The 18,463-nt window shown below is 72.4% G+C and carries 22 protein-coding genes; 7 read left to right on the top strand and 15 right to left on the bottom strand.

The genetic code is table 11. The features are described 5' to 3' along the window. Nucleotides 1-21 precede the first annotated feature (21 nt). Complete coding sequence (locus tag ACFQSB_RS24065; protein WP_380829254.1) at nt 22-1,011, top strand: DUF2332 domain-containing protein; 990 nt, start codon at nt 22-24, stop codon at nt 1,009-1,011. Nucleotides 1,012-1,057: 46 nt separating this feature from the next. Here ACFQSB_RS24065 and ACFQSB_RS24060 read toward each other — a convergent pair whose 3' ends face one another. Both ACFQSB_RS24060 and ACFQSB_RS24055 read right to left on the bottom strand, forming a co-directional pair. Next, nucleotides 1,058-2,089 carry a cellulose binding domain-containing protein gene (locus tag ACFQSB_RS24060; RefSeq protein ID WP_380829252.1) on the bottom strand — a complete coding sequence of 344 codons (1,032 nt, stop codon included), beginning with the start codon at nt 2,087-2,089 and terminating at the stop codon, nt 1,058-1,060. 131 nt (nt 2,090-2,220) lie between these two features. Then, nucleotides 2,221-2,508, bottom strand: a complete 288-nt coding sequence (locus ACFQSB_RS24055; protein ID WP_380829251.1) for a hypothetical protein — start codon at nt 2,506-2,508, stop codon at nt 2,221-2,223. Nucleotides 2,509-2,675: 167 nt separating this feature from the next. Here ACFQSB_RS24055 and ACFQSB_RS24050 point away from each other — a divergent pair, with 167 nt between their 5' ends. Next, nucleotides 2,676-3,689, top strand: a complete 1,014-nt coding sequence (locus ACFQSB_RS24050) for a glycoside hydrolase family 11 protein (protein ID WP_380829249.1) — start codon at nt 2,676-2,678, stop codon at nt 3,687-3,689. Between the two features lie 74 nt (nt 3,690-3,763). Here the strand turns inward: ACFQSB_RS24050 and ACFQSB_RS24045 are convergent, their stop codons facing one another. Beyond that, the gene (locus tag ACFQSB_RS24045) at nt 3,764-4,438 is read right to left on the bottom strand and encodes an SDR family NAD(P)-dependent oxidoreductase (protein WP_380829247.1); all 675 of its coding nucleotides are present in this window, start codon (nt 4,436-4,438) and stop codon (nt 3,764-3,766) included. 163 nt (nt 4,439-4,601) lie between these two features. Here ACFQSB_RS24045 and ACFQSB_RS24040 point away from each other — a divergent pair, with 163 nt between their 5' ends. From ACFQSB_RS24040 to ACFQSB_RS24025, 4 genes are all read left to right on the top strand, one after another. Then, complete coding sequence (locus ACFQSB_RS24040) at nt 4,602-4,931, top strand: PadR family transcriptional regulator (protein ID WP_380829246.1); 330 nt, start codon at nt 4,602-4,604, stop codon at nt 4,929-4,931. Then, nucleotides 4,919-6,001, top strand: a complete 1,083-nt coding sequence (locus ACFQSB_RS24035; RefSeq protein WP_380829244.1) for an HD domain-containing protein — start codon at nt 4,919-4,921, stop codon at nt 5,999-6,001. The genes ACFQSB_RS24040 and ACFQSB_RS24035 overlap by 13 nt, the downstream gene beginning before the upstream one ends. A 71-nt stretch (nt 6,002-6,072) precedes the next feature. Then, nucleotides 6,073-6,537 carry a GNAT family N-acetyltransferase gene (locus tag ACFQSB_RS24030; RefSeq protein WP_380829243.1) on the top strand — a complete coding sequence of 155 codons (465 nt, stop codon included), beginning with the start codon at nt 6,073-6,075 and terminating at the stop codon, nt 6,535-6,537. A 63-nt stretch (nt 6,538-6,600) separates the two neighbouring features. Continuing rightward, entirely contained in the window at nt 6,601-7,692 is a 1,092-nt protein-coding gene (locus tag ACFQSB_RS24025) for a hypothetical protein (RefSeq protein ID WP_380829241.1), read from the top strand. A 68-nt stretch (nt 7,693-7,760) separates the two neighbouring features. Here ACFQSB_RS24025 and ACFQSB_RS24020 read toward each other — a convergent pair whose 3' ends face one another. Together ACFQSB_RS24020 and ACFQSB_RS24015 are read right to left on the bottom strand one after the other, a co-directional pair. Beyond that, on the bottom strand, nt 7,761-8,129 hold the full coding sequence (locus ACFQSB_RS24020; protein ID WP_380829240.1) for a hypothetical protein: 369 nt from the start codon (nt 8,127-8,129) through the stop codon (nt 7,761-7,763). Between the two features lie 156 nt (nt 8,130-8,285). Then, nucleotides 8,286-8,816 carry a cupin domain-containing protein gene (locus tag ACFQSB_RS24015; RefSeq protein ID WP_354840737.1) on the bottom strand — a complete coding sequence of 177 codons (531 nt, stop codon included), beginning with the start codon at nt 8,814-8,816 and terminating at the stop codon, nt 8,286-8,288. A 78-nt stretch (nt 8,817-8,894) separates the two neighbouring features. Here ACFQSB_RS24015 and ACFQSB_RS24010 point away from each other — a divergent pair, with 78 nt between their 5' ends. Then, a complete protein-coding gene (locus ACFQSB_RS24010) occupies nt 8,895-9,395 on the top strand; it encodes a MarR family winged helix-turn-helix transcriptional regulator (RefSeq protein ID WP_380829238.1) in 501 nt (166 codons plus the stop codon). 79 nt (nt 9,396-9,474) lie between these two features. On the opposite strand, the gene hypE is transcribed toward ACFQSB_RS24010, so the two are convergent. Genes hypE through ACFQSB_RS23955 form a run of 10 tightly spaced genes read right to left on the bottom strand, consistent with a single transcriptional unit; the run spans nt 9,475 to nt 18,451 of the window. Next, nucleotides 9,475-10,674, bottom strand: coding sequence for a hydrogenase expression/formation protein HypE (hypE, locus tag ACFQSB_RS24005; RefSeq protein WP_380829237.1), 1,200 nt, complete (start codon nt 10,672-10,674; stop codon nt 9,475-9,477). Further along, nucleotides 10,671-11,798 carry a hydrogenase formation protein HypD gene (gene hypD, locus ACFQSB_RS24000; RefSeq protein WP_380829236.1) on the bottom strand — a complete coding sequence of 376 codons (1,128 nt, stop codon included), beginning with the start codon at nt 11,796-11,798 and terminating at the stop codon, nt 10,671-10,673. Before hypD ends, hypE begins: the two co-directional genes overlap by 4 nt. 5 nt (nt 11,799-11,803) lie before the next feature. Continuing rightward, complete coding sequence (locus ACFQSB_RS23995; protein WP_354840726.1) at nt 11,804-12,055, bottom strand: HypC/HybG/HupF family hydrogenase formation chaperone; 252 nt, start codon at nt 12,053-12,055, stop codon at nt 11,804-11,806. Then, entirely contained in the window at nt 12,030-12,422 is a 393-nt protein-coding gene (locus ACFQSB_RS23990; RefSeq protein ID WP_354840723.1) for a hydrogenase maturation nickel metallochaperone HypA/HybF, read from the bottom strand. The genes ACFQSB_RS23995 and ACFQSB_RS23990 overlap by 26 nt, the downstream gene beginning before the upstream one ends. Before the next feature lie 15 nt (nt 12,423-12,437). Beyond that, the gene (locus ACFQSB_RS40485) at nt 12,438-13,091 is read right to left on the bottom strand and encodes a hydrogenase maturation protease (protein WP_459117352.1); all 654 of its coding nucleotides are present in this window, start codon (nt 13,089-13,091) and stop codon (nt 12,438-12,440) included. Continuing rightward, nucleotides 13,088-14,539 carry a hypothetical protein gene (locus ACFQSB_RS23975; RefSeq protein WP_380829235.1) on the bottom strand — a complete coding sequence of 484 codons (1,452 nt, stop codon included), beginning with the start codon at nt 14,537-14,539 and terminating at the stop codon, nt 13,088-13,090. The genes ACFQSB_RS40485 and ACFQSB_RS23975 overlap by 4 nt, the downstream gene beginning before the upstream one ends. Beyond that, nucleotides 14,536-15,168 carry a DUF6084 family protein gene (locus ACFQSB_RS23970; RefSeq protein WP_380829233.1) on the bottom strand — a complete coding sequence of 211 codons (633 nt, stop codon included), beginning with the start codon at nt 15,166-15,168 and terminating at the stop codon, nt 14,536-14,538. The genes ACFQSB_RS23975 and ACFQSB_RS23970 overlap by 4 nt, the downstream gene beginning before the upstream one ends. After that, nucleotides 15,161-16,099 (bottom strand): DUF5947 family protein, encoded by a 939-nt coding sequence (locus ACFQSB_RS23965; protein WP_380829232.1) that lies wholly within the window; start codon nt 16,097-16,099, stop codon nt 15,161-15,163. The genes ACFQSB_RS23970 and ACFQSB_RS23965 overlap by 8 nt, the downstream gene beginning before the upstream one ends. Next, complete coding sequence (locus ACFQSB_RS23960; protein ID WP_380829230.1) at nt 16,096-16,677, bottom strand: NifU family protein; 582 nt, start codon at nt 16,675-16,677, stop codon at nt 16,096-16,098. Before ACFQSB_RS23960 ends, ACFQSB_RS23965 begins: the two co-directional genes overlap by 4 nt. Then, nucleotides 16,664-18,451 (bottom strand): nickel-dependent hydrogenase large subunit, encoded by a 1,788-nt coding sequence (locus ACFQSB_RS23955; RefSeq protein ID WP_380829229.1) that lies wholly within the window; start codon nt 18,449-18,451, stop codon nt 16,664-16,666. The genes ACFQSB_RS23960 and ACFQSB_RS23955 overlap by 14 nt, the downstream gene beginning before the upstream one ends. Between the last annotated feature and the right edge of the window lie 12 nt (nt 18,452-18,463).

The following is an 18,463-nucleotide window of genomic DNA, read 5'->3' as shown; positions in this document are numbered from 1 at the left end:
CCACCGGGTTAGGGTTCGGTCATGGCACCGGCGACCGCGGAGCTGTACCGGCGGTTCGCGTCCATGGAGGCGCGGGGCAGCTCGCCGCTCTACGAGGAACTCGCCCTCGGGGTGGCGGACGACCGTGACCTGCTCGGCCTGCTGTCCGGCCTTCCGGCGGCCAAGCGGCAGCCGAACCTGCTGTTCGCCGCCGCCCGGCATGTCAGCGGGACTCCGGACGGCTACCGGGCGTTCCGCGAGGCCGTCCTTGACCACCGGGACGCGGTCGTGGCCACGATGCTGTCCCGGCGCACGCAGACCAACGAGCCGGCGCGGTGCGCCGCGCTGTACCCCCTGCTCGCCTCACTGCCGCAGCCGCTGGCGCTGCTGGAGGCCGGGGCGTCGGCCGGGCTGTGCCTGCTCCCCGACCGCTACGGGTACGACTACGACGGCACCCTGGCCGGCGCGGTGGACAGCCCGTTGCGGGTGCGGTGCCAGGTCGAGGGCGAGCCGCCCCTGCCCGGACCGGGAGCGGTCACCGTCGCGTGGCGGGCCGGCATCGACCTGAACCCGCTCGACGTCACCGACCCCGACGACGTCCGATGGCTGCGGACGCTGGTCTGGCCCGAACACCACGAACGGTTGCGGCGCCTGGACGCCGCGATCGAGCTGGCCCGGCAGGACCCTCCCCGCGTGGTGCGGGGAGATCTCAACGCGCGCCTCGGCGAGGTGGCGGCCCAGGCGCCCCCGTCGGCCACGCTCGTCGTCTTCCACACCGCGGTGCTCTACTACGTGCCCGAAGCCGGCCGGGCAACGTTCGTGGACCGGGTGCGGCGGCTCGACGGGCACTGGATCTCCCAGGAAGATGCCGAGATCCTGCCGGACGTCGCCGCTCGCCTCGGGCGGCGGCCCCCGGCGGACACCCTCACCTACACCGTCGCGCTCGACGGGCGCCCCGTCGCGTTCTCCGCCATCCACGGCGGCCACCTGCGCTGGCTCAACGACGGCCACGATCTGGGCGAGGCACCGTGAGGGAGATCAGCTCCTCCATGTAGGTGTCCCTCGACGGTTCCCTCCATCACCCGATCGTGCCGGACGGTGTTCGGATGCAGCTGGTCGTGGGGGTGTTGTCGGCGCCGCTGGTGGTGGTCGCCTGGAAGCCGAACGTGGTGGAGCCGTTGGGGGGCAGCGCTCCGTTGAAGCTCAAATTCGTGATCGTGTACGGGTTGGCGGTGTTGCTCATGGCGGCATTCCAGGTCCGCGTGATCTGCTGGCCGCCGGAGAAGGTGAGGGTGACCGTCCAGCCGGTGGTCGCGGTGGTGCCGGTGTTGGTCACGACCACTTTCCCCTGGAACGCGCCGGGCCAGTCACCGGCCGGGCTGTACACGGCCGTACAGCCCCTGGTCGGGCAGGCCGGGACGTAGACGGTGACCGGTGAGGTGAAGGCGGAGTAGTTGCCCGTCGCGTCACGCGCCCGCACCTGGAAACGGTAGACCCCCACACCGGACTGGGTGAACGACGTGGTCGTCGTGGTGCCGACCAGGGCGAACGTGCCGCCGGTGGCGCCGGGCGCACGCCAGATCTCGTATCCGATGACGCCCACGTTGTCCGTCGAGGCGGTCCAGGTCAGCGTCACCGAGCCGCAGGTGACGGTCGCGGTCGGCGTACCCGGCGTCGTGGGCGGCTGCGGGTCCGGCGGCATCGTCGGGCAGGGGGGCGGCACGACCCGCACCGGCTCGGTGAAGGCGGAGGTGTTGCCGGCCGCGTCGCGTGCCCGCACCTCGTACTGGTACAGCCCGTTGATGGGCTGGGTGAACGAGGTCGCCGTGGTCGTCCCGACCGGGACGAACGTGCCACCGCTGTAGGGCGCGCCGTACACGTCGTAGCCGGTGACCCCCACGTTGTCGGTGGAGGCGGTCCAGGTCAGCGTCACCGACAGCGGATTGCATCTGACCGTGGTGCTCAGCCCGGCCGGAACCGTCGGCGGGGTGGTGTCGGCGAGCGCCGTGACCCGCACGCGAGCCGTCGCCGAGAACGCGGGCGCGGTCACCCCGAGCCCGGCCAGTGCGGTGAGCGCCGCGAGAACGATGGAGATGACTCGCCGTTGCATGGTGACTCCCTGGCGGCCAGGAGGTGGGGGCGGTGGCCTGCCGGCCCCGCCAATACCGATCGACGCGCTACGCCGACGGTAGGACCGCGTGTCGCAGCATGTCGACACCGCGGCCAGGCGGGTCCGCGAAGTCACAGGTCGCGGATGGAAATTTCAGCCCGCCGAACCTGGTCGGCGCCGAGGAGCGCGGCCGACGTCACCGGTTCGGCCGCCTGCGCTTCCGTATATTTCGGCGGATAGCCGAAACTTTCATCACGCCTCATCCACGGAAACCCGCCGTGCGCCGCCCGTGAGCAGTTTGAACGCGTCATCCGTAAAGGTGAGGCAGTCGCAATCTTTCGGCATCTGATTGACACTTTCAGGAAACCGGGCGAACACTGGCGGCCATCGGCAGGCATGAAGCTGTCGATCCAGGTCACCAGCCGCGACCTGGTCCTCCGGCCGTCCACCGGAAGACGGCCGGACACCTCCGCCGCGTCGCACGACGCCGGCGTGCCGTGGCCCTCACCCGGTCACCGGCAAGCGCCCCGCCGGATCGTGCCACGCCGCCTGGCACCGCCAGCTTTCACGAGGAGGAAGCGCGCACATGAACGACGTCCCCATCCTTCCGAAGATCCGCAGACCTGGCCGTCCTTGGGCGCTCATCGGCCGCGCCTGGGTCATAGCCCTGGTCGCGATCATCACGATGCTCCCCGGCACCGCCCACGCGGCCATCACCAGCAACCAGACCGGCACCGACGGCGGTTACTTCTACTCCTTCTGGAGTGACGGCGGTGGATCGTCGTCCATGACCCTGGGCGGCGGCGGGAACTACAGCACCTCCTGGAGCAACGTCGGCAACTTCGTCGCCGGCAAGGGCTGGAGGAACGGCGGCCGCATGTCGGTGAACTACTCCGGCAGCTTCAACCCCTCCGGCAACGCCTACCTGGCGCTGTACGGCTGGACCAGGAACCCGCTGGTGGAGTACTACATCCTGGACAACTGGGGCACCTACCGGCCCACCGGGACCTACAAGGGCACCGTCACCAGCGACGGCGGCACCTATGACATCTACATGACCACCCGGTACAACGCCCCCTCCATCGAGGGCAACAGCAGCACCTTCAACCAGTACTGGAGCGTCCGCCAGTCCAAGAAGACCGGCGGCACCATCACCACCGGCAACCACTTCGACGCCTGGGCCCGCTACGGCATGAACCTCGGCTCCCACGACTACATGATCCTGGCCACCGAGGGCTACCAGAGCAGCGGCAACTCCAACATCACCCTGGGCGGCTCCGGCGGCGGTGGTGGCGGTGGCGGTGGCGGTGGCGGTGGCGGCGGTGGCGGCGGCAGCGGTTGCACCGCGACCCTGTCGGCCGGCCAGTCGTGGAGCGACCGCTACAACCTCAACGTCGCGGTCTCCGGCTCCAGCAACTGGACCGTCACGATGAACGTGCCCTCGCCCGCCAAGATCCTCTCCACCTGGAACATCAGCGCGAGCTACCCCAGCGCCCAGGTGCTGACCGCCAAGCCCAACGGCAGCGGCAACAACTTCGGCGTCACCATCCAGCACAACGGCAACTACAACTGGCCCTCGGTCTCCTGCAGCGCAGGCTGACCGGCGTAGGAACCCGAACGACGCACCGCGTGGCGCGGCGGCCCCCGGCCGCCGCGCCACACCACCGTGGGGCCTCAGTCCTCGCTCGCGGCCGGTTCGCGACCGCTGTACAGCACCTCCCGCTCCCACCGGTCGCGTGGCTGGGTGTGCAGCCGCCAGTAGTGCTCGGCGATCTCGTCGGGGTCGAAGGCGGTGCCCGGCCCGACGACCCCGCCCACGGTGACGCCGGCCACGTGCACGCCGGAGGACCCGTACTCCTGGTCCAGCAGCGCGATCAGCGTGCGCACACCGGTCTTGCCGAGCGAGAGGCTGGCGTACCGCCGCTCCGGCTCGGGCATCCCCCCGGTGATGACGAACGTGCCGGCGCCGCGCTCGGCCATCGCGGGCAGGACGTGCATGGCGGCGGTGAACGCTCCGGCCACGTTGACCGCCCAGGTGTCCAGGAGGGTCTTCGCCGTCAGCTCTCCCAGCCGGTCGGCCCTGACCAGAGCCGCGTTGTAGACCACGACGTCGGGCGGGCCGAGCCGGTCGGCCGCCGCGTCGAGGGCGTCCCGCAATGCGTCCTCGTCGGTGGCGTCGGCCACCAGGCCCTCGACCGGCACCCCGCTGAACGCCAGAGAGTCGACCGCCTCCCGCACCGTCGCCTCCCCTCGCGCGATGACGGCGATGGGCAGCCCCTCGCGCGCGAACCGGCGCGCGACCGCCTGCCCGATGCCGGGGCCGACTCCGATGATCACAGCTCCGGACACCTGCGCCTCCTTCGGCCTCGCTCGACGAACGGCGAGACGCCGCCGCGACGGGAGACCCGGACGCCCGGAGGGGCGTCGCCCAGGTGAGCACACTGTCGCCGCCGGGAGATCTGGCGGGCTATCTCTACCTATGTAGAGTTCCAGTATGCCAGGTGGTCCCCGGATGACGACGCAGGTGCAGGGGGTGCTCCGGGCGCTTCTCGACGAGCCCGGCACACAGCGCTACGGGCTGGAGGTGTGCGAGGCGACCGGCCTGCCGAGCGGCACGGTCTACCCCATACTGGCCCGGCTGGAGCAGATCGGCTGGGTGGAGAGCCGGTGGGAGGATCCCGCCGCGCATGTCAGCGAGGGCCGTCCGCGGCGCCGCTACTACACGATCACGGCGGACGGCGCGGCCCTCGGCCGCGACGCCATCGCACGGGCCTACCGCTCCCGTCGGCAGCCCGTCCCGGCCTGGCTCGCCGGCCCCGGGACGACGGGATGGGCGTCGTGACCCGGCGCGCGCCCGCCGAAGGCGCCCGCGGCGCCGGCGCGGTGCTGCGCGCGTTCCGCGAGGCTCCCACCGGCGAACACGCCGAGCTGGTCGAGCGCGCGTACGCGGTGGCCGCGTACTGGCATCGTGATCAGAGACGCCGCAGCGGCGACCCCTACATCACCCATCCTGTGGCGGTCGCCGTCATCCTCGCCGAGGCGGGCATGGATCACGAGGTGGTGTGCGCGGCGTTGCTGCACGACGTGCTGGAGGACACCGGCTGCTCCGAGGCCGAGCTTGCCGGGGAGTTCGGCGCCGGCGTCACCGGCCTGCTCGCGGTCCTGCGGCGCCTGGAGGACCCCGCGGGACCGCCTGACGGCTGGCCGACCTCCACCGACACGCGCGTGCTCATGCTCAAGCTCGCCGACCGGCTGCACAACCTGCGGACGCTGCGGTTCCTCAGCCCCGCCAAGCAGCGCCTGAAGTCGCGGCAGTCCCTGGAGGTGTTCGTGCCCGTCGCCCGGCGGCTGGGCATGGCGGACATCGAAAGAGAGATCGAGGAGCTGGCGACCGCCACGATCGCCGCCCAGACCGCCCAGACCGGCCACGGCGAGGCCGTCCCGGGGGCGCGACCTTCCGCGGACGACCAGAGCGGGATGCGCATGTCCTTCGGGGCGATCTCGCTGGGCGCGGCCCTGCTTCCCGCTTCGGCCCGTGCCCGCTGGCTGGTGGAGTGGCGCGGCGAGCTGCACGCGCTGCCCGGCGGGCGGGCCCGTGCCCGTTTCACCGCGCAGCTTCTCGCGGGCATGCCGCGGATGGCGCTCGCGCTCCGGCGGACGACGCCCGTCCCGGTCCGGCGGCTGCTGGAACGCGGCGCCCGCGTCGTCCGCTGGGCCATCGCGAGCGACGTCCGCGCGTGGACGCTGCTCGCGCCGCCGGTGGGGTGGGTGGTCGTCAAGACGGCGGCGACCGGCCTCGGCGACGCCCTGGCCATGCTGCTGTCCCTTCCTCCGGTGCTGCAGGCGGGGGTGCGCACGCTGCGCTCGCGGCTCGGCGTGCCCCATCCCCGCCCCTCCAAGGACCGCTGCTGACGACGGGAGACCTCGCCCGAAGCCGCCTACGCTGGGAACGCACCCGCCGAAGCCGAGCCCCCGGAGACAGAGTGAGCAGCATCGAGATCGTGGTCGACGACCTCTCCGGTCCGCCGATCGCCGAGTTCCTCCGGGCGCACCTCGCGGAGATGCGGTCCATCACCCCTCCCGAGAGCGTGCACGCCCTCGACCTCGACGCCCTCCGCAAGCCCGACGTCACCTTCTGGTCGGTCATGGACGGCGGCATCCTGGTGGGCTGCGGCGCGATCAAGAGGCTGGACGCCGAGCACGCCGAGGTGAAGTCCATGCGCACGGCGCCGCGGCGCAAGCGGAGCGGCGTCGCCACCCTGCTGCTGGAGCACATCATCGGCGAGGCCAGGCGCGAGGGGTTCACCCGGCTGAGCCTGGAGACCGGGTCGCAGGAGTTCTTCCTGCCCGCCAGGAGGCTGTACGAGAAGCTCGGCTTCGCCTACTGCGAGCCGTTCGCGGACTACGGGCACGACCCCAACAGCGTCTACATGACCCGGACGCTCTGAACCCTTTTCCTGCGCGAACTTTCCTCCCCGGCCGGCGCTCTAACCAGTGCGAAGGGAGAAGTCATGAGAATACGCACACTGGCCGCGCTGGTCCTCGGGGGGCTCATGGTCGCCGCACCGGCGTCGGCCGCCGCCGCGCCCGGCCACGGCGGCCCGGCCACCGCCGCGGGCCTCGGCGCGGCCACCACCATGGCCGCCGCCGGCCCCCGGAGCGCCGCCGGGACGGGCACGACCGGACGGGGGATGTCCGGGCACGAGCACGCGGGAGACACCGGAGACGCGGTGCGCTATGCCGCGCTGAGGACGTGCACGAACAACAAGAAGGAGGACAGGCCCTGCGGGCCCTGGCGGCTCATGCTGCACAGCGGCAAGGTCAGGGAACTGCCCGACGCGCGGGTGTTCCCCCGCGACGGGCATCGCAAGGTGCACAAGGACTCGCCGGCCCCGATCGCGGTCAGCGGGAACGGCGGGCACATCGCGTACGTGCGCGAACGCGACGACCGCCTGGTGGTACGGGAGCTCACCGGGAAGGTCCGCGTCATGCCGGCGGCCGCGCTGCCCGCGAAGACGAACATGATGGGCCTCGACCTGGCCCTGTCGCTCGACGGGAGCACGCTGGCGGTACACGACGGCGCGAACGAGAAGTTCCTGTGGCTCTACGACGTGGCGTCCGGCCGGCGGCTCGGCTCCCTGCCGGCGGGGGACGAACTGCTGGGGTTCAGCGGCGACGAGGACCAGGTGCTCACCAGGAGGCGGACCGACGAGAACACCACGGAGATCATCACCTATGACCTGAGCGGCGCGGAGGCGACGCGGCAGGTGCCGCCGCAGATCGCGGCGCAGGACGTGCCGATGGCGCTGCACGCGGACGGCGACCTGGTCGCCTTCTACTCGGAGGGCTCCCGGGCTCTGAAGCTGTTCGACCTGCGCTCCAACGCCGTGGTGAACAGCGTGCGGGTGAAGCTCCCCGGGGGCGGGGCGCCGGACATGGTCGACTGGACCGGCGCCCGCCAGGTCACCCTGCACGTCCTCACCGGCGATGCCGGCAACGGCACGATGCACATTCTCCAGGTGGACCCAGGGACCGGCGCCGTCCGGGTCCGCGACACCTACCGGGTCAGGAACACCTTCGTCTTCGCCGCCTGCGGCGGCTGACGCCGGCGGCCAGGTGAGCCGGCCCGGGCTCCGGTGCGCGGGGCCCGGGCCGGCTCGGCCGTCGCCGGTCAGCCGGCCTGGTCGCCGGGGGGCATGTAGGGGCTTTCCTCGTCCACGGGCCCCGAGGGGCCGACGCCGGTGCCGTGTTCGGGGGTGGAGACGCCGTACGGGCGGCGGGCCCGGTGCTCGACGCCGGCCTTCCTGCGCCCGGGCTCCTCCTTGCGGTGCGCGATGCGCTCGGCGCGGGCGGTGCTGCTCGTGCCCACTCCCAGCGGTGAACTGGCCTGGCTGTCGATCGGGGACACGCCGTGCCGTTCCACCTCGGTCATCACCCGCGGCGGACGGACGCCGCCGCGCGGCGGGCTGTCGAACGCGCGGTCGCCGGCCATGGCGACGTCCCGGTGGACCTGCCGGCGGATCTCCTCGATGTCAGGCATGCTCCCGGCGGCACCGCCAGGCCCTCGTGGCTCAGTCATGATCTCCACCCCCGTTCGGCCGGCGACGTCATCGCACATGCGCCGCCGTCCATGTACATACCCACCCACCTGGGCATCGCCCGGATCCGCCGCCGCCGCGGCGGTGTTCCGGCGCGGTCAGAGGTCCACCAGCCTGGCCCGGGCCTGGCCGCCCGCGCCGGTCGCCTGTCGCCAGACGGGACTGTCGACGAAGTGGTTGTCGAAGCGTTCCTGGGTCTGGAAGATCTCCCCCGGGCCGGCCTCGCCCCGGCGGACGCGGTCGGCCAGCCGGAAGTAGTCGAACCGGTCGTCGCCCGGCGCCTTGATGATCAGCACGTCGGCGCCCACGCCGTCCGGCGTGCCCCACGCGTGCGTCATCAGCGGGGGCACCAGCAGGAAGTCGCCCTTCTCGATCGTGACGACGCGCTCGCCGGTCAGGACGCGCAGCGCGCCGTCCAGCATGAAGAACAGCTCGGGCGCCCGCTTGTGGAAGTGCGGCGGCGGGCCGTCGGTGCCCGGGCCCAAGGTGGTGCGGACGGCGTTCATGACGCCGCCCGTATCGCCGGCGTCGGCCAGCAGCCAGGTGCCGTTGGGCGACCCGCCGAGGTGCTCGGCCTCACCCGCACGCGTCAGGACCGGCTCGGTCGCGCGGCCATCGGTAGAGGACATCGTTCATCCTTCGCTCGCTGATAGTTATGATCCGAATAGTACGAAGGCTAACTATCTTGCGTCAAATATGCTGCCGCCATGAGCGAGCAGGATGAGCACGACCTGACCGACGTGATCCTCGGGCAGTGGCGGCGCGAGCGTCCCGACCTGGACCTGTCGGCCATGGGCACGCTCGGCCGGCTCTGGCTGCTGGCCGAGGTGCTGCGGCCGCTCGTGGAGGAGGTCTTCACCCGGCACGGGCTGCGGCGCGGCGAGTTCGACGTGCTCGCGGCGCTCAGGCGCGCCGGCGAGCCCTACACACTCATCCCGTCCGAGCTGGCCGACATGCTGATGATGTCGCGCGCGGGCATGACCAACCGGCTGGACCGGCTGGAGGAGGCCGGTCTGGTGGAACGCCGGCTCGACCCGGCCGACCGCCGTAGTTTCCTGGTCGCGCTCACTCCCCGGGGACGCGAGGTGATCGACGCGACGATGACCGACCACGCCGCCAACCTGCGGCGGCTCGTCTCCTCCCTCCCGCCCGGCGAGGCCGGCACCCTCGACCGAGCCCTGCGGACCCTTCTCCACACGCTCGGCTGACGGCGCGGAAACCGACCGGCCTGCTTCTCACCGGCGTCCTGACCGGCGAGGCCCCGGGTCATGATGTCCACCCCGTCGATCAGCAGATGCGGGGCAGCGGGTCGCCGACGAGGAGGTCGACGATGCGGGTGCCGCCGAAGCCGGTCTTGAGCAGGACCAGGCCAGGCGGGTCCTCCCCGATGCGGCCCACGACGGCGGCGCCCTCCCCCAGCGGATGCCCGCGCAGGGCCGCGAGGGCCGCGTCGGCGCGGTCGCCGGCGACCACGGCGACCATGCGGCCCTCGCAGGCGACGTACAGCGGGTCGATGCCGAGCAGTTCGCACGCGCCGCGCACGGACGGGCGCACCGGGACCGCCTCCTCCTCCACGACCACGGCCACCTCCGCCGTCTGCGCCACCTCGTTGAGCACGGTGGCCACCCCGCCCCGGGTGGCGTCCCTCAGGCACCGCACCTGCCGGCCGGGGCAGGCGTCGAGCAGACGGGCGGTCAGGCCGTTGAGCGGCGCGGTGTCGGAGACCAGGTCGTCGGCCTCGATGTCCAGCCCGCCGCGCGCGAGCATCACCGTGACGCCGTGCTCGCCGATGGGCCCGGAGACGATGACCGCGTCCCCCGGCCGGACCTCGGACGCGCCGAGCCGCACCCCCGGCGCCACGGTGCCGACGCCGGCCGTGGTGATGTAGCAGCCGTCGGCCTTGCCGCGCTGCACGACCTTGGTGTCCCCGGTGACGATCGTCACCCCGGCCGCCCGCGCCGCCTCGGCCATCGTGGCGGCGATCCTGCGCAGGTCGGCGATCGGGAACCCCTCCTCAAGGATGAACGCCGCCGACAGGTGCTCCGGCCGCGCCCCGCACATGGCCAGGTCGTTGACGGTGCCGTTGACGGCGAGGTCCCCGATGTCGCCGCCGGGGAAGAACAGCGGGGTCACCACGTAGGAGTCGGTGGTGAAGGCCAGCGCCGGGGCGCTCGCCGCCTGGTCGACCCGCCCATCGGCGGACCGCTCGACCGGCCGTTCGGCGTCCGGCCGTTCGCGGGACGTCCCGGGCGCGAGGATGGCGCCGTCGGCCAGCGGCTCCAGCAGGGGGTTGCGGAAGGCCTCGAGGAAGACCGCCTCGACCAGGGTGCGGCCGGCCTTGCCGCCCGCGCCGTGGGCGAGGGTGACCAGTTCCTCGCGCAGCCGCGGCCGGGCGCGGCGCGCCCGCTCGATGCGCGCGAGGACGAGCCGCTCGCGGTCCCGGGCTTCGGGCGGAGCCGGGTTCAGCACCTGCTCGTCGCGGTTCATGCGCGCGTCGCCTCCTTGACCCGGTCGCGCGAGAAGCGGCCGAAGTTGTAGTACGCCGCGCAGGCCCCCTCCGAGGACACCATGCAGGTGCCGATCGGGGTCTCGGGCGTGCAGGCGGTGCCGAACACCTTGCACTCCCACGGCTTGAGCACGCCCTTGAGCACCTCGCCGCACTGGCAGGCCTTCGGGTCGGCCACCCGGAAGCCGGGGACGTGGAAGACGCGCTCGGCGTCGAACTCGGCGTACCGCTCGCGCACGCACAGCGCGGAGTCGGAGATGAAGCCCAGGCCCCGCCATTCGAAGGTGGGACGCAGCTCCATCACCTCGTTGATCACCGCGAGGGCCTTGGGGTTGCCGTTCCAGGGCACCACGCGGCCGTACTGGTTCTCGATCTCCACCCGTCCCTCGGCGAGCTGGACGAGGTTGCGGTGGACCGCCTGCAGCACGTCCAGCGGCTCGAACCCGGCGACCACGAGCGGCTTGCCGTAGTCGTGGGCGATGAACGCGTACGGCCTGCAGCCGATCACCGTCGAGACGTGACCGGGGCCGATGAAGCCGTCGAGCCGCAGATCGGGCGAGTCCAGGATCGCCTTGATGGCCGGGATGATCGTCACGTGGTTGCAGAAGACCGAGAAGTTGCCGATGCGCTCGGCCGCGGCGCGCATGACGGTCATCGCGGTGGACGGGGCGGTGGTCTCGAACCCGATGGCCAGGAAGACCACGCGCCTGTCCGGATTGTCGCGCGCGATCTTGAGGGCGTCCAGCGGTGAGTACACCATGCGGATGTCCGCGCCGCGCGCCTTGGCGTCCAGGAAGGAGCCGTTGCCGCCCGGGACGCGCATCATGTCGCCGAACGACGTCATGATCACATCCGGCTGCTCGGCGATGGCGATCGCGTCGTCCACCCGTCCCATCGGGATGACGCAGACCGGGCATCCCGGGCCGTGGACCAGCGAGACGCACGCGGGCAGGTAGTCCTCCAGCCCGTGCTTGTAGATGGTGTGGGTGTGCCCGCCGCACACCTCCATGAACTTGTACGCCCGGCCGGGCTCGCACAGCGCGGCGATGCGCGCCGCCAGGGCCCGGGCCTTGCCGGCGTCGCGGTACTCGTCGACGAACCGCATCGGCCTCACCCCTGCTCGATCACGGAGTCGCGCAGGGCGGCCATCTCGTCCTCGTACGCCTGGCCGATGCTCTCCAGGAAGTCGAGCGCCGCCCGCGCCTCCACCTGGTCGATCTTGGACAGGGCGAAGCCGACGTGGATGAGGATCCAGTCGCCCGGCGCGAGCGCCTCGCCCTCAAGCAGGCCGATGTTGACGGCCCGCCGCACGCCGCTGACGTCCACCTTGGCCAGGTCAGGACGATCCGACAGGATTTCCACGATCTCCCCGGGGATCCCCAGGCACATGAGTCGCCTCCGCGAGCTGGATGGATTCGAGGACGAGATCGTCGCCGCCCTCGGTGTCGACGTCGGTGGTCCCGCAGGCGGGGCACACCGCATAGGGGTCCACCGAGGTGGTGGCGTTCCCGCAGTCACGGCAGGTGAGCCGTACCGGGAGCGTGACCAGGTCCAGGCGCGCGCCCTCGGCCAGCGTCCCCTCGGTGACCAGGCTCCACGCGTCGTTGATCGACGGCTCGGCGACGCGCAGCAACGCGCCCACCTGCACCCGGGCCCGGCGCACCCGACGGCCGTCCGCCCGTCCCTCCACCGCGGCGAGGATCGACTCCGCGATCCCGTATTCGTGCACGGTCCACCTCATCTCTCAGATCTGGAAGGTCGGTGTCCGACTTCCTGTGCGGGCACCGGCCGGCCGGTCGCGGGCGACCTCGCCCGCCGGCGCGCGGGTCACATCTGGCGGATCTTCATGTACCGCTTGAGGTCCGGAATCGACCGGTACACCATGACGCCGACCGCCACCACGGCCGTCAGCATGATCAGTCGCTTCGTCATCGGTCTCCCTTCTGTGGTCCTCGACGATCTCGAGGACGAGGTCCGCCGCCCGGCCGACGGCGCCGGCGACCGGCGGGCTCAGTTCCATGCCGGGCGACAGGTCCGCCGGCCGGCATCCCACGAGCAGGACGGGGACGAGGTCCCCGCCGAGTGTCCCGGCCAGCGCCAGGACCGCCTCGGGGGTCATGTCGTGGGCGTCCACGAACGTGCCGGGCACCTGCTCCGACGCGGGACGCAGGACGTACAGGGTGCCGGGCGGATCGTCCCGGGCGACGGTGTCGACCAGGATCGCCAGGTCGTACCCGCCGCCGGTGAGCTCGTAGGCCAGGTGGACGCCACGGATGCCGAAGTCGGACACCACGACGCCCTCCGGCACGCCGGCCGAGGCCAGGTGCCGGGCCACGGCGACGCCGAAGCCGTCGTCGCCGAGGAAGACGTTGCCCACGCCCGCGACCAGCGTCCTCACGTCCCCGCCTCCCCGTCCGGGACGACCGGCCCCACCCCGTCCGCGACGACCGGCTCCACCTCGTCGGGGGCGAAGTACAGGAAGCGGCCGTGGGAGCGGTGCAGGTCGGCGCCGGGGTCGTCGTCCAGCGTGACGGCGAGGTAGCGGGTGCCGTCCACGTCGCGGAGCACCGCCTCCACCTGGGCGGTCCTGCCCGTCAGGAACATGTCGTGCGCGTCCGCGCGCCGGGCGCCGGGAGTGAGCCGGACGCGCGCGCCCCGGCCGATCTCCACCCCGGCCACGGTCACCCTCCCGTCCTCCTCCGCCTCGGACGGTCTGGAAGGTCCGGAAGGTCCGGACGACGATCCCCGCCGGCGGGGTCCGGGCGACGGCCCTGACGAGGACGGCCGCGACGCCGACCAGGACGGTGGCGATGGCGACGAGGACGGAGGCGTGGCGGGCGGGCCGAGGCGGCGGATCGCGCCGTGGAGGCGTTCCAGCAGTTCGGGCGGCAGGTCGCCGGCCCGGTCGATGATCTCCGCCGCCCGCGGGTCGGTGGCCCGCGCCTCGCGCTTCTCCTCCTCGGTCAGCGTGAGCGTCCGCAGGTGGAGGATCTCGTCGATCTCGGTCGCGTCGAACAGGTCGCCGGGGCTCTCGGGCGCGATGCCGGGATGGTCGTCCAGGATGATCGGGGAGGACAGCACGACGTCGCGCCGCCCCGGCTCGCCGACCAGGACCGGCCAGGTGTTGACGTTGCGGCAGCCCCGGGCGGCCGGGCGTGCCCACTCCGGCGGGTCGGTCAGCGACAGGAACGCGCCGGAGGTGACCGCGAGCAGCAGGTGGGCGGCGACCAGCGAGTGCCGCAACGCCTCCTCGCGGGTGGCGGCGGGCGGCGCCTCGGCCGCGTTCTCCACCCTGACCCGCACCTTCAGCAGCCCGTACGGGCCGTCCTGCCGCTCGGCCGCGATCCGCAGCACCGCCCGCACCGGCCGGTGCGCGGTGACCACGCGGCCCAGCACCTCGCCGGACGCCGCCGTGATGGGCCGCTCGGCGCGGTCGCCGGGCAGGCGCACGCGGACCGCCCGCTCGGCGCCGACCAGTCCGGGCATCGGCACGACGGCCTCGACCTCGCGGGCGGTGGCCTCGTCGAAGGTCAGATGGGTGACGCCGTCGCAGTCCAGCTCGGCGACCGGCACGAACCGGCCCCGCCGGAGGCGTTCGACCCTGCGCTCCTTGACGTGCAGGAACCGCAGGCGAAGACGCAGCAGGGCGTGCGCGGCGCCGTCCGCCAGGCATTCGGTCACGCTCGCGGACGGCTCGGCGGTGGCGGTGTACGCGGGGGGCACGAGCACGCCGAACTGCCAGCGCAGCCGGTTCTTGGCGGCGGAGGCCCGGTAGGGGTAGAGCAGGTAGCCCTCGTACAGCACGGCGTCGGCCACCTTGCGGGCGACGTCCATCGGCGCGCTCATCGGCGGGCCTCCTTGAGCAGGGCCTCCATGGCCTCGTCCCATGTGGGCAGGGCGCGCTCGGACTTGTACCGCTGCAGCGCCCGCAGCGTGTCGGTGGACAGGCGCAGCCAGCCGCCGCCGGGGAAGTAGCGGTCGATCATCTCCCGCCACGTCGAGACCGGCAGCCCTTGGCGGGCCTCGCGGTCCCACGGCACCTGCCGGACGGTGAACCCCTCCCCCACCCTGGCGAAGACCGTGCCGCTGAACAGCAGCAGCAGCGGCACCTCGCCGTCGTCCAGCGAGGCGAAGTACTTGCCCGCGGCGACCTCCAGGTCGTAGCCGCACGGCACCGGCAGGTCGATCTCGGTGGCGCCGGTGAACCTCGGGACCATGACCGACACGTTGGCGAACTGCAACGGGCGCACCGTCTCGTCCCACCGGGAGGGGTCGCCGAACAGGTCCGCGAGCAGTTCGCTCTCGGCGGCGCCGTAGGTCCGCCGCCGCGGCTCGACGCGGATCTGGCAGCGCAGCGCGATGGCGTGGACGGCGCCGTCGTCCGGCGCGGTGATGCCGAGCCGGAACAGCAGGGTCGGGAAGACCCCGTACGGGTCGGGGCGCACGCCCAGGCACCGGAACCCGATCTCAGCCATGCCCGCGTCCCTCCTCCCGCGCCGCCGCCACCGGCCCGCCACCGCAGCCGGCGCCCGACGGCGGGTCCACCGAAGCCGCGTCCACCGGAGCTGCCTCCACCGGGGCTGCCTCCGCCGGGTCGTCCGCCGGGTCATCGGCCGGGGCCGCATCCCCCTGGACGTCCGCCGGGATCGTCTCGGCGCGGCGGCGGAGCCCGTCGAAGAAGGCGGCGATGGCCTCCTGCGCCTCCTGTCCGCCGTGGAAGCCCTTCCAGTGCACCCGGACCAGGCCGACCAGCTCGTAGCAGGCGTCGATCGGGACGAGGTGGCAGGCGAAGCCGTCTGGGCGGCGGTCGATCAGATACGCCTCGACGTCCGGCTCGGCCGGAGGCAGCTCCGGGTTGGCGGCCAGGACGCGCTCCCAGGTGGACAGGTCGAGCAGCGACTCCGTCGCCCCGCCGGGGCTCGGGTAGAACGCCGCGAACCGGCCGAGCGCGGAGTTGTGGAACAGGAACGCGGTGCGCACCGGGATCTGCAGCTCCTCCCAGTCGGCCGCCGACAGCCGCATCCGCGGCAGGTACAGGTAGCGTTCGGGCACCGCCTGGTAGCGGCCCCGGGCGACGGTGCCGCCGCGCGAGAGCAGCAGGCGGCAGGCCGCGCAGACGCACAGCAGCGCGCGGGTGCCGGTGTCGACCGCGTGGCCGTGCCGGTCGCCCAGCGGCTCGGCGCACATCTCGCACACCTCCGCCACGGGCCCCCGTGACTCGACGGGCTCCCGGAACCGGCGCAGCCCCACGCCGCCCCGGCCGTGACCCGCGACCGCCGCCGGCGCGGACGGCACACCGGCACCGGCCACCGCTTCCGGCGTCGACGGCGCACCCGCACCGGCCACCGCTCCGGACCCGCGGGCTCCACCGGGGCAGGGCGGCACCGGGGAGCCGGACGCGGTCATGGCGCGGCCTCCTCGGGGACCGGGCACGGGCCGGGCGGGCGGCGCCCGATCTGCATGAGCGGCGGGGCGTCCTGCGTCATCCCGTCCACCTCCAGCCGGGTCACCTCGGGGGCCGCACCGAGCACGGCCCGCTCGATGGCCTGGGTCACGGTGACCCGCGAGGAGGCGCACCCGTGGCAGTTGCCGGACAGCCGCAGCCGCACCACCCCCGCCTCGTCGACGCCGAGCAGTTCCACCCCTCCCTCGTGCAGGCCGAGGGAGGGGCGCACGGCGTCCAGTGCGGCGCGGACGCGCTCCTCGGTGCCGAGCGGGTGCAGGTCGTGCAGGACGAGCAGCCCGGAGACCAGCTCGTCGCCGGCCAGCCGCCGCAGCACCTCGGCGGCCTCGCTCTCGACCACGATGGCCATGACCCGCTCCAGCCCGGCTCCGTAGAGGCCGACCAGGGTGCGGACGAGCTCCTCGGCGCGGGCGCGGGCGGCGGGGTCGGCGAGCGCGCCGAGCTGGTCGATCAGCGTCTCGACGCGCTCCCCGGCGGCCCGCACGTCCCGCGCCGGGCGCGTCCGCTCAGGTGCCGGCATTGAAGGCGTGGGGGCTGTGCAGCTTGCGGAGCTCCTGGCCCCCGCCGAGGTACATGTGCACCCCGCACGGCAGGCACGGGTCGAAGCTGCGGACGGTCCGCATGATGTCGATGCCCTTGAACCTCTCCGGCGGGTTCTCCTCGAAGATGGGCGTGTTCTGCACGGCGTCCTCGTACGGGCCGGGCGTTCCGTAACTGTCGCGGACGCTGGCGTTCCAGGGCGTCGGCGGGTACGGGTGGTAGTTGGCGATCTTGCCGTTCCTGATCACCATGTGGTGGGACAGCAGGCCGCGCACCGCCTCGGTGAAGCCGCAGCTGATCGCCTCCTCCGGCACCTCGAACGGCTCCCAGGTCTGGGTGCGCCCCCGCCGCACCTCGTCCAGCCCCCTCTCGGCGAAGTACAGGGCGCAGGCGGCGGAGTACGCCTGGAAGTAGGTGCGCGCCCGGTTGCGTTCGATCGCGTTGGACAGCAGCTCTCCGTCGCGTTCGGGGATCTTCCACTCGAACGTGGTCTCGGGCTTGGTGGCGGTCTTCGGCAGCCGGATGATCACGCTGTGCCCGGTGGCCTCGACGCCGCCGATGTCCACCCGGCCGGACAGCGCCGTCGACCAGAGCCGGGCGATGGGCCCGCCGCCGGTGTCCAGCGGGAGCATGTCCGTGCCGTCGTACCAGCGGGGCGACATGACCCAGCTGTACTTGTCGGCGAAGTCGCGTTTCTGCGGCCGCGGGATGGTGTGCTGGTTCCACGGGTGCCGCATGTCGACGGGGTTGCCGAGCGGGTCGTGGGTGACGAACGGCTCCTGGTCGGCCCAGTCCTCGTAGTAGGAGCTGCCGAGCAGGATGCGCATGCCGAGGTTGATGTCCACCAGATCGTTGGTGATCAGCTCGCCGTCGACGATGACGCCGGGCGTCACGAACATCTCCCGGCCCCAGGAGCTCATGTTCTCGTAGGTGAAGTCGCAGTGCTCGGGGTTGTTCAGGCTTCCCCAGCAGCCGAGCATCACCCGCCGCCGCCCGACCTGCTCGTACCCGGGCAGCGCCTCGTAGAAGAAGTCGAACAGGTCGTCGTGCATCGGCACGACCTTCTTCATGAACTCGACGTACCTCATGAGGCGGGTCAGGTAGTCGGTGAAGAGCTGAACGGTGGCGACCGTGCCGACCCCGCCGGGGTACAGGGTGGAGGGGTGGACGTGCCGGCCCTCCATGAGGCAGAACATCTCGCGCGTGACGCGGCTCATGACCAGCGCTTCACGGTAGAACTCGCCTTCCAGCGGGTTCAGCGAGCGCATGATGTCGGCGATGGTGCGAAAGCCGTGCGCGCCGGCGTTGGGGCACTCGGTGCGCTCGGCGAGGTCGAGCACGCCGGGGTTGGTCTCGCGCACCATCTTCTCGCAGTAGTCGACCCCCACCAGGTTCTCCTGGTAGATGTTGTGGTCGAACATGTACTCGGCCGCCTCGCCCAGGTTGATGATCCATTCGGCGAGCGCGGGCGGGCGCACGCCGTAGGCCATGTTCTGGTTGTAGACCGAGCAGGTGGCGTGGTTGTCGCCGCAGATCCCGCAGATGCGGCTGGTGATGAAGTGCGCGTCCCGCGGGTCCTTGCCCTTCATGAACACGCTGTAGCCGCGGAAGATCGACGAGGTGCTGTGGCACTCGACGACCTCGCGGGCCTTGAAGTCGATCTTGGCGTAGATGCCCAGGCTGCCCACGATGCGGGTGATCGGGTCCCAGGCCATCTCGACCAGGTCGCGGTTCTCGTCCTTGGCGGTGGTCATGTCAGCTCCCAG

Origin of the sequence: Sphaerisporangium rhizosphaerae, assembly GCF_042665155.1 — a bacterium.
Classification (GTDB): Bacteria; Actinomycetota; Actinomycetes; order Streptosporangiales; family Streptosporangiaceae; genus Sphaerisporangium; species Sphaerisporangium rhizosphaerae.
This window is presented reverse-complemented; position numbering and strand designations above follow the sequence as displayed.

Coding starts and splice junctions, on each gene's coding strand:
- ACFQSB_RS24065 (WP_380829254.1), top strand. CDS start 22: ATGGCACCGGCGACCGCGGAGCTGTACCGGCGGTTCGCGTCCATGGAG.
- ACFQSB_RS24060 (WP_380829252.1), bottom strand. CDS start 2,089: ATGCAACGGCGAGTCATCTCCATCGTTCTCGCGGCGCTCACCGCACTG.
- ACFQSB_RS24050 (WP_380829249.1), top strand. CDS start 2,676: ATGAACGACGTCCCCATCCTTCCGAAGATCCGCAGACCTGGCCGTCCT.
- ACFQSB_RS24040 (WP_380829246.1), top strand. CDS start 4,602: ATGACGACGCAGGTGCAGGGGGTGCTCCGGGCGCTTCTCGACGAGCCC.
- ACFQSB_RS24035 (WP_380829244.1), top strand. CDS start 4,919: ATGGGCGTCGTGACCCGGCGCGCGCCCGCCGAAGGCGCCCGCGGCGCC.
- ACFQSB_RS24025 (WP_380829241.1), top strand. CDS start 6,601: ATGAGAATACGCACACTGGCCGCGCTGGTCCTCGGGGGGCTCATGGTC.
- ACFQSB_RS24020 (WP_380829240.1), bottom strand. CDS start 8,129: ATGCCTGACATCGAGGAGATCCGCCGGCAGGTCCACCGGGACGTCGCC.
- ACFQSB_RS24015 (WP_354840737.1), bottom strand. CDS start 8,816: ATGTCCTCTACCGATGGCCGCGCGACCGAGCCGGTCCTGACGCGTGCG.
- ACFQSB_RS24010 (WP_380829238.1), top strand. CDS start 8,895: ATGAGCGAGCAGGATGAGCACGACCTGACCGACGTGATCCTCGGGCAG.
- hypE (WP_380829237.1), bottom strand. CDS start 10,674: ATGAACCGCGACGAGCAGGTGCTGAACCCGGCTCCGCCCGAAGCCCGG.
- hypD (WP_380829236.1), bottom strand. CDS start 11,798: ATGCGGTTCGTCGACGAGTACCGCGACGCCGGCAAGGCCCGGGCCCTG.
- ACFQSB_RS23975 (WP_380829235.1), bottom strand. CDS start 14,539: ATGAGCGCGCCGATGGACGTCGCCCGCAAGGTGGCCGACGCCGTGCTG.
- ACFQSB_RS23970 (WP_380829233.1), bottom strand. CDS start 15,168: ATGGCTGAGATCGGGTTCCGGTGCCTGGGCGTGCGCCCCGACCCGTAC.
- ACFQSB_RS23965 (WP_380829232.1), bottom strand. CDS start 16,099: ATGACCGCGTCCGGCTCCCCGGTGCCGCCCTGCCCCGGTGGAGCCCGC.
- ACFQSB_RS23960 (WP_380829230.1), bottom strand. CDS start 16,677: ATGCCGGCACCTGAGCGGACGCGCCCGGCGCGGGACGTGCGGGCCGCC.
- ACFQSB_RS23955 (WP_380829229.1), bottom strand. CDS start 18,451: ATGACCACCGCCAAGGACGAGAACCGCGACCTGGTCGAGATGGCCTGG.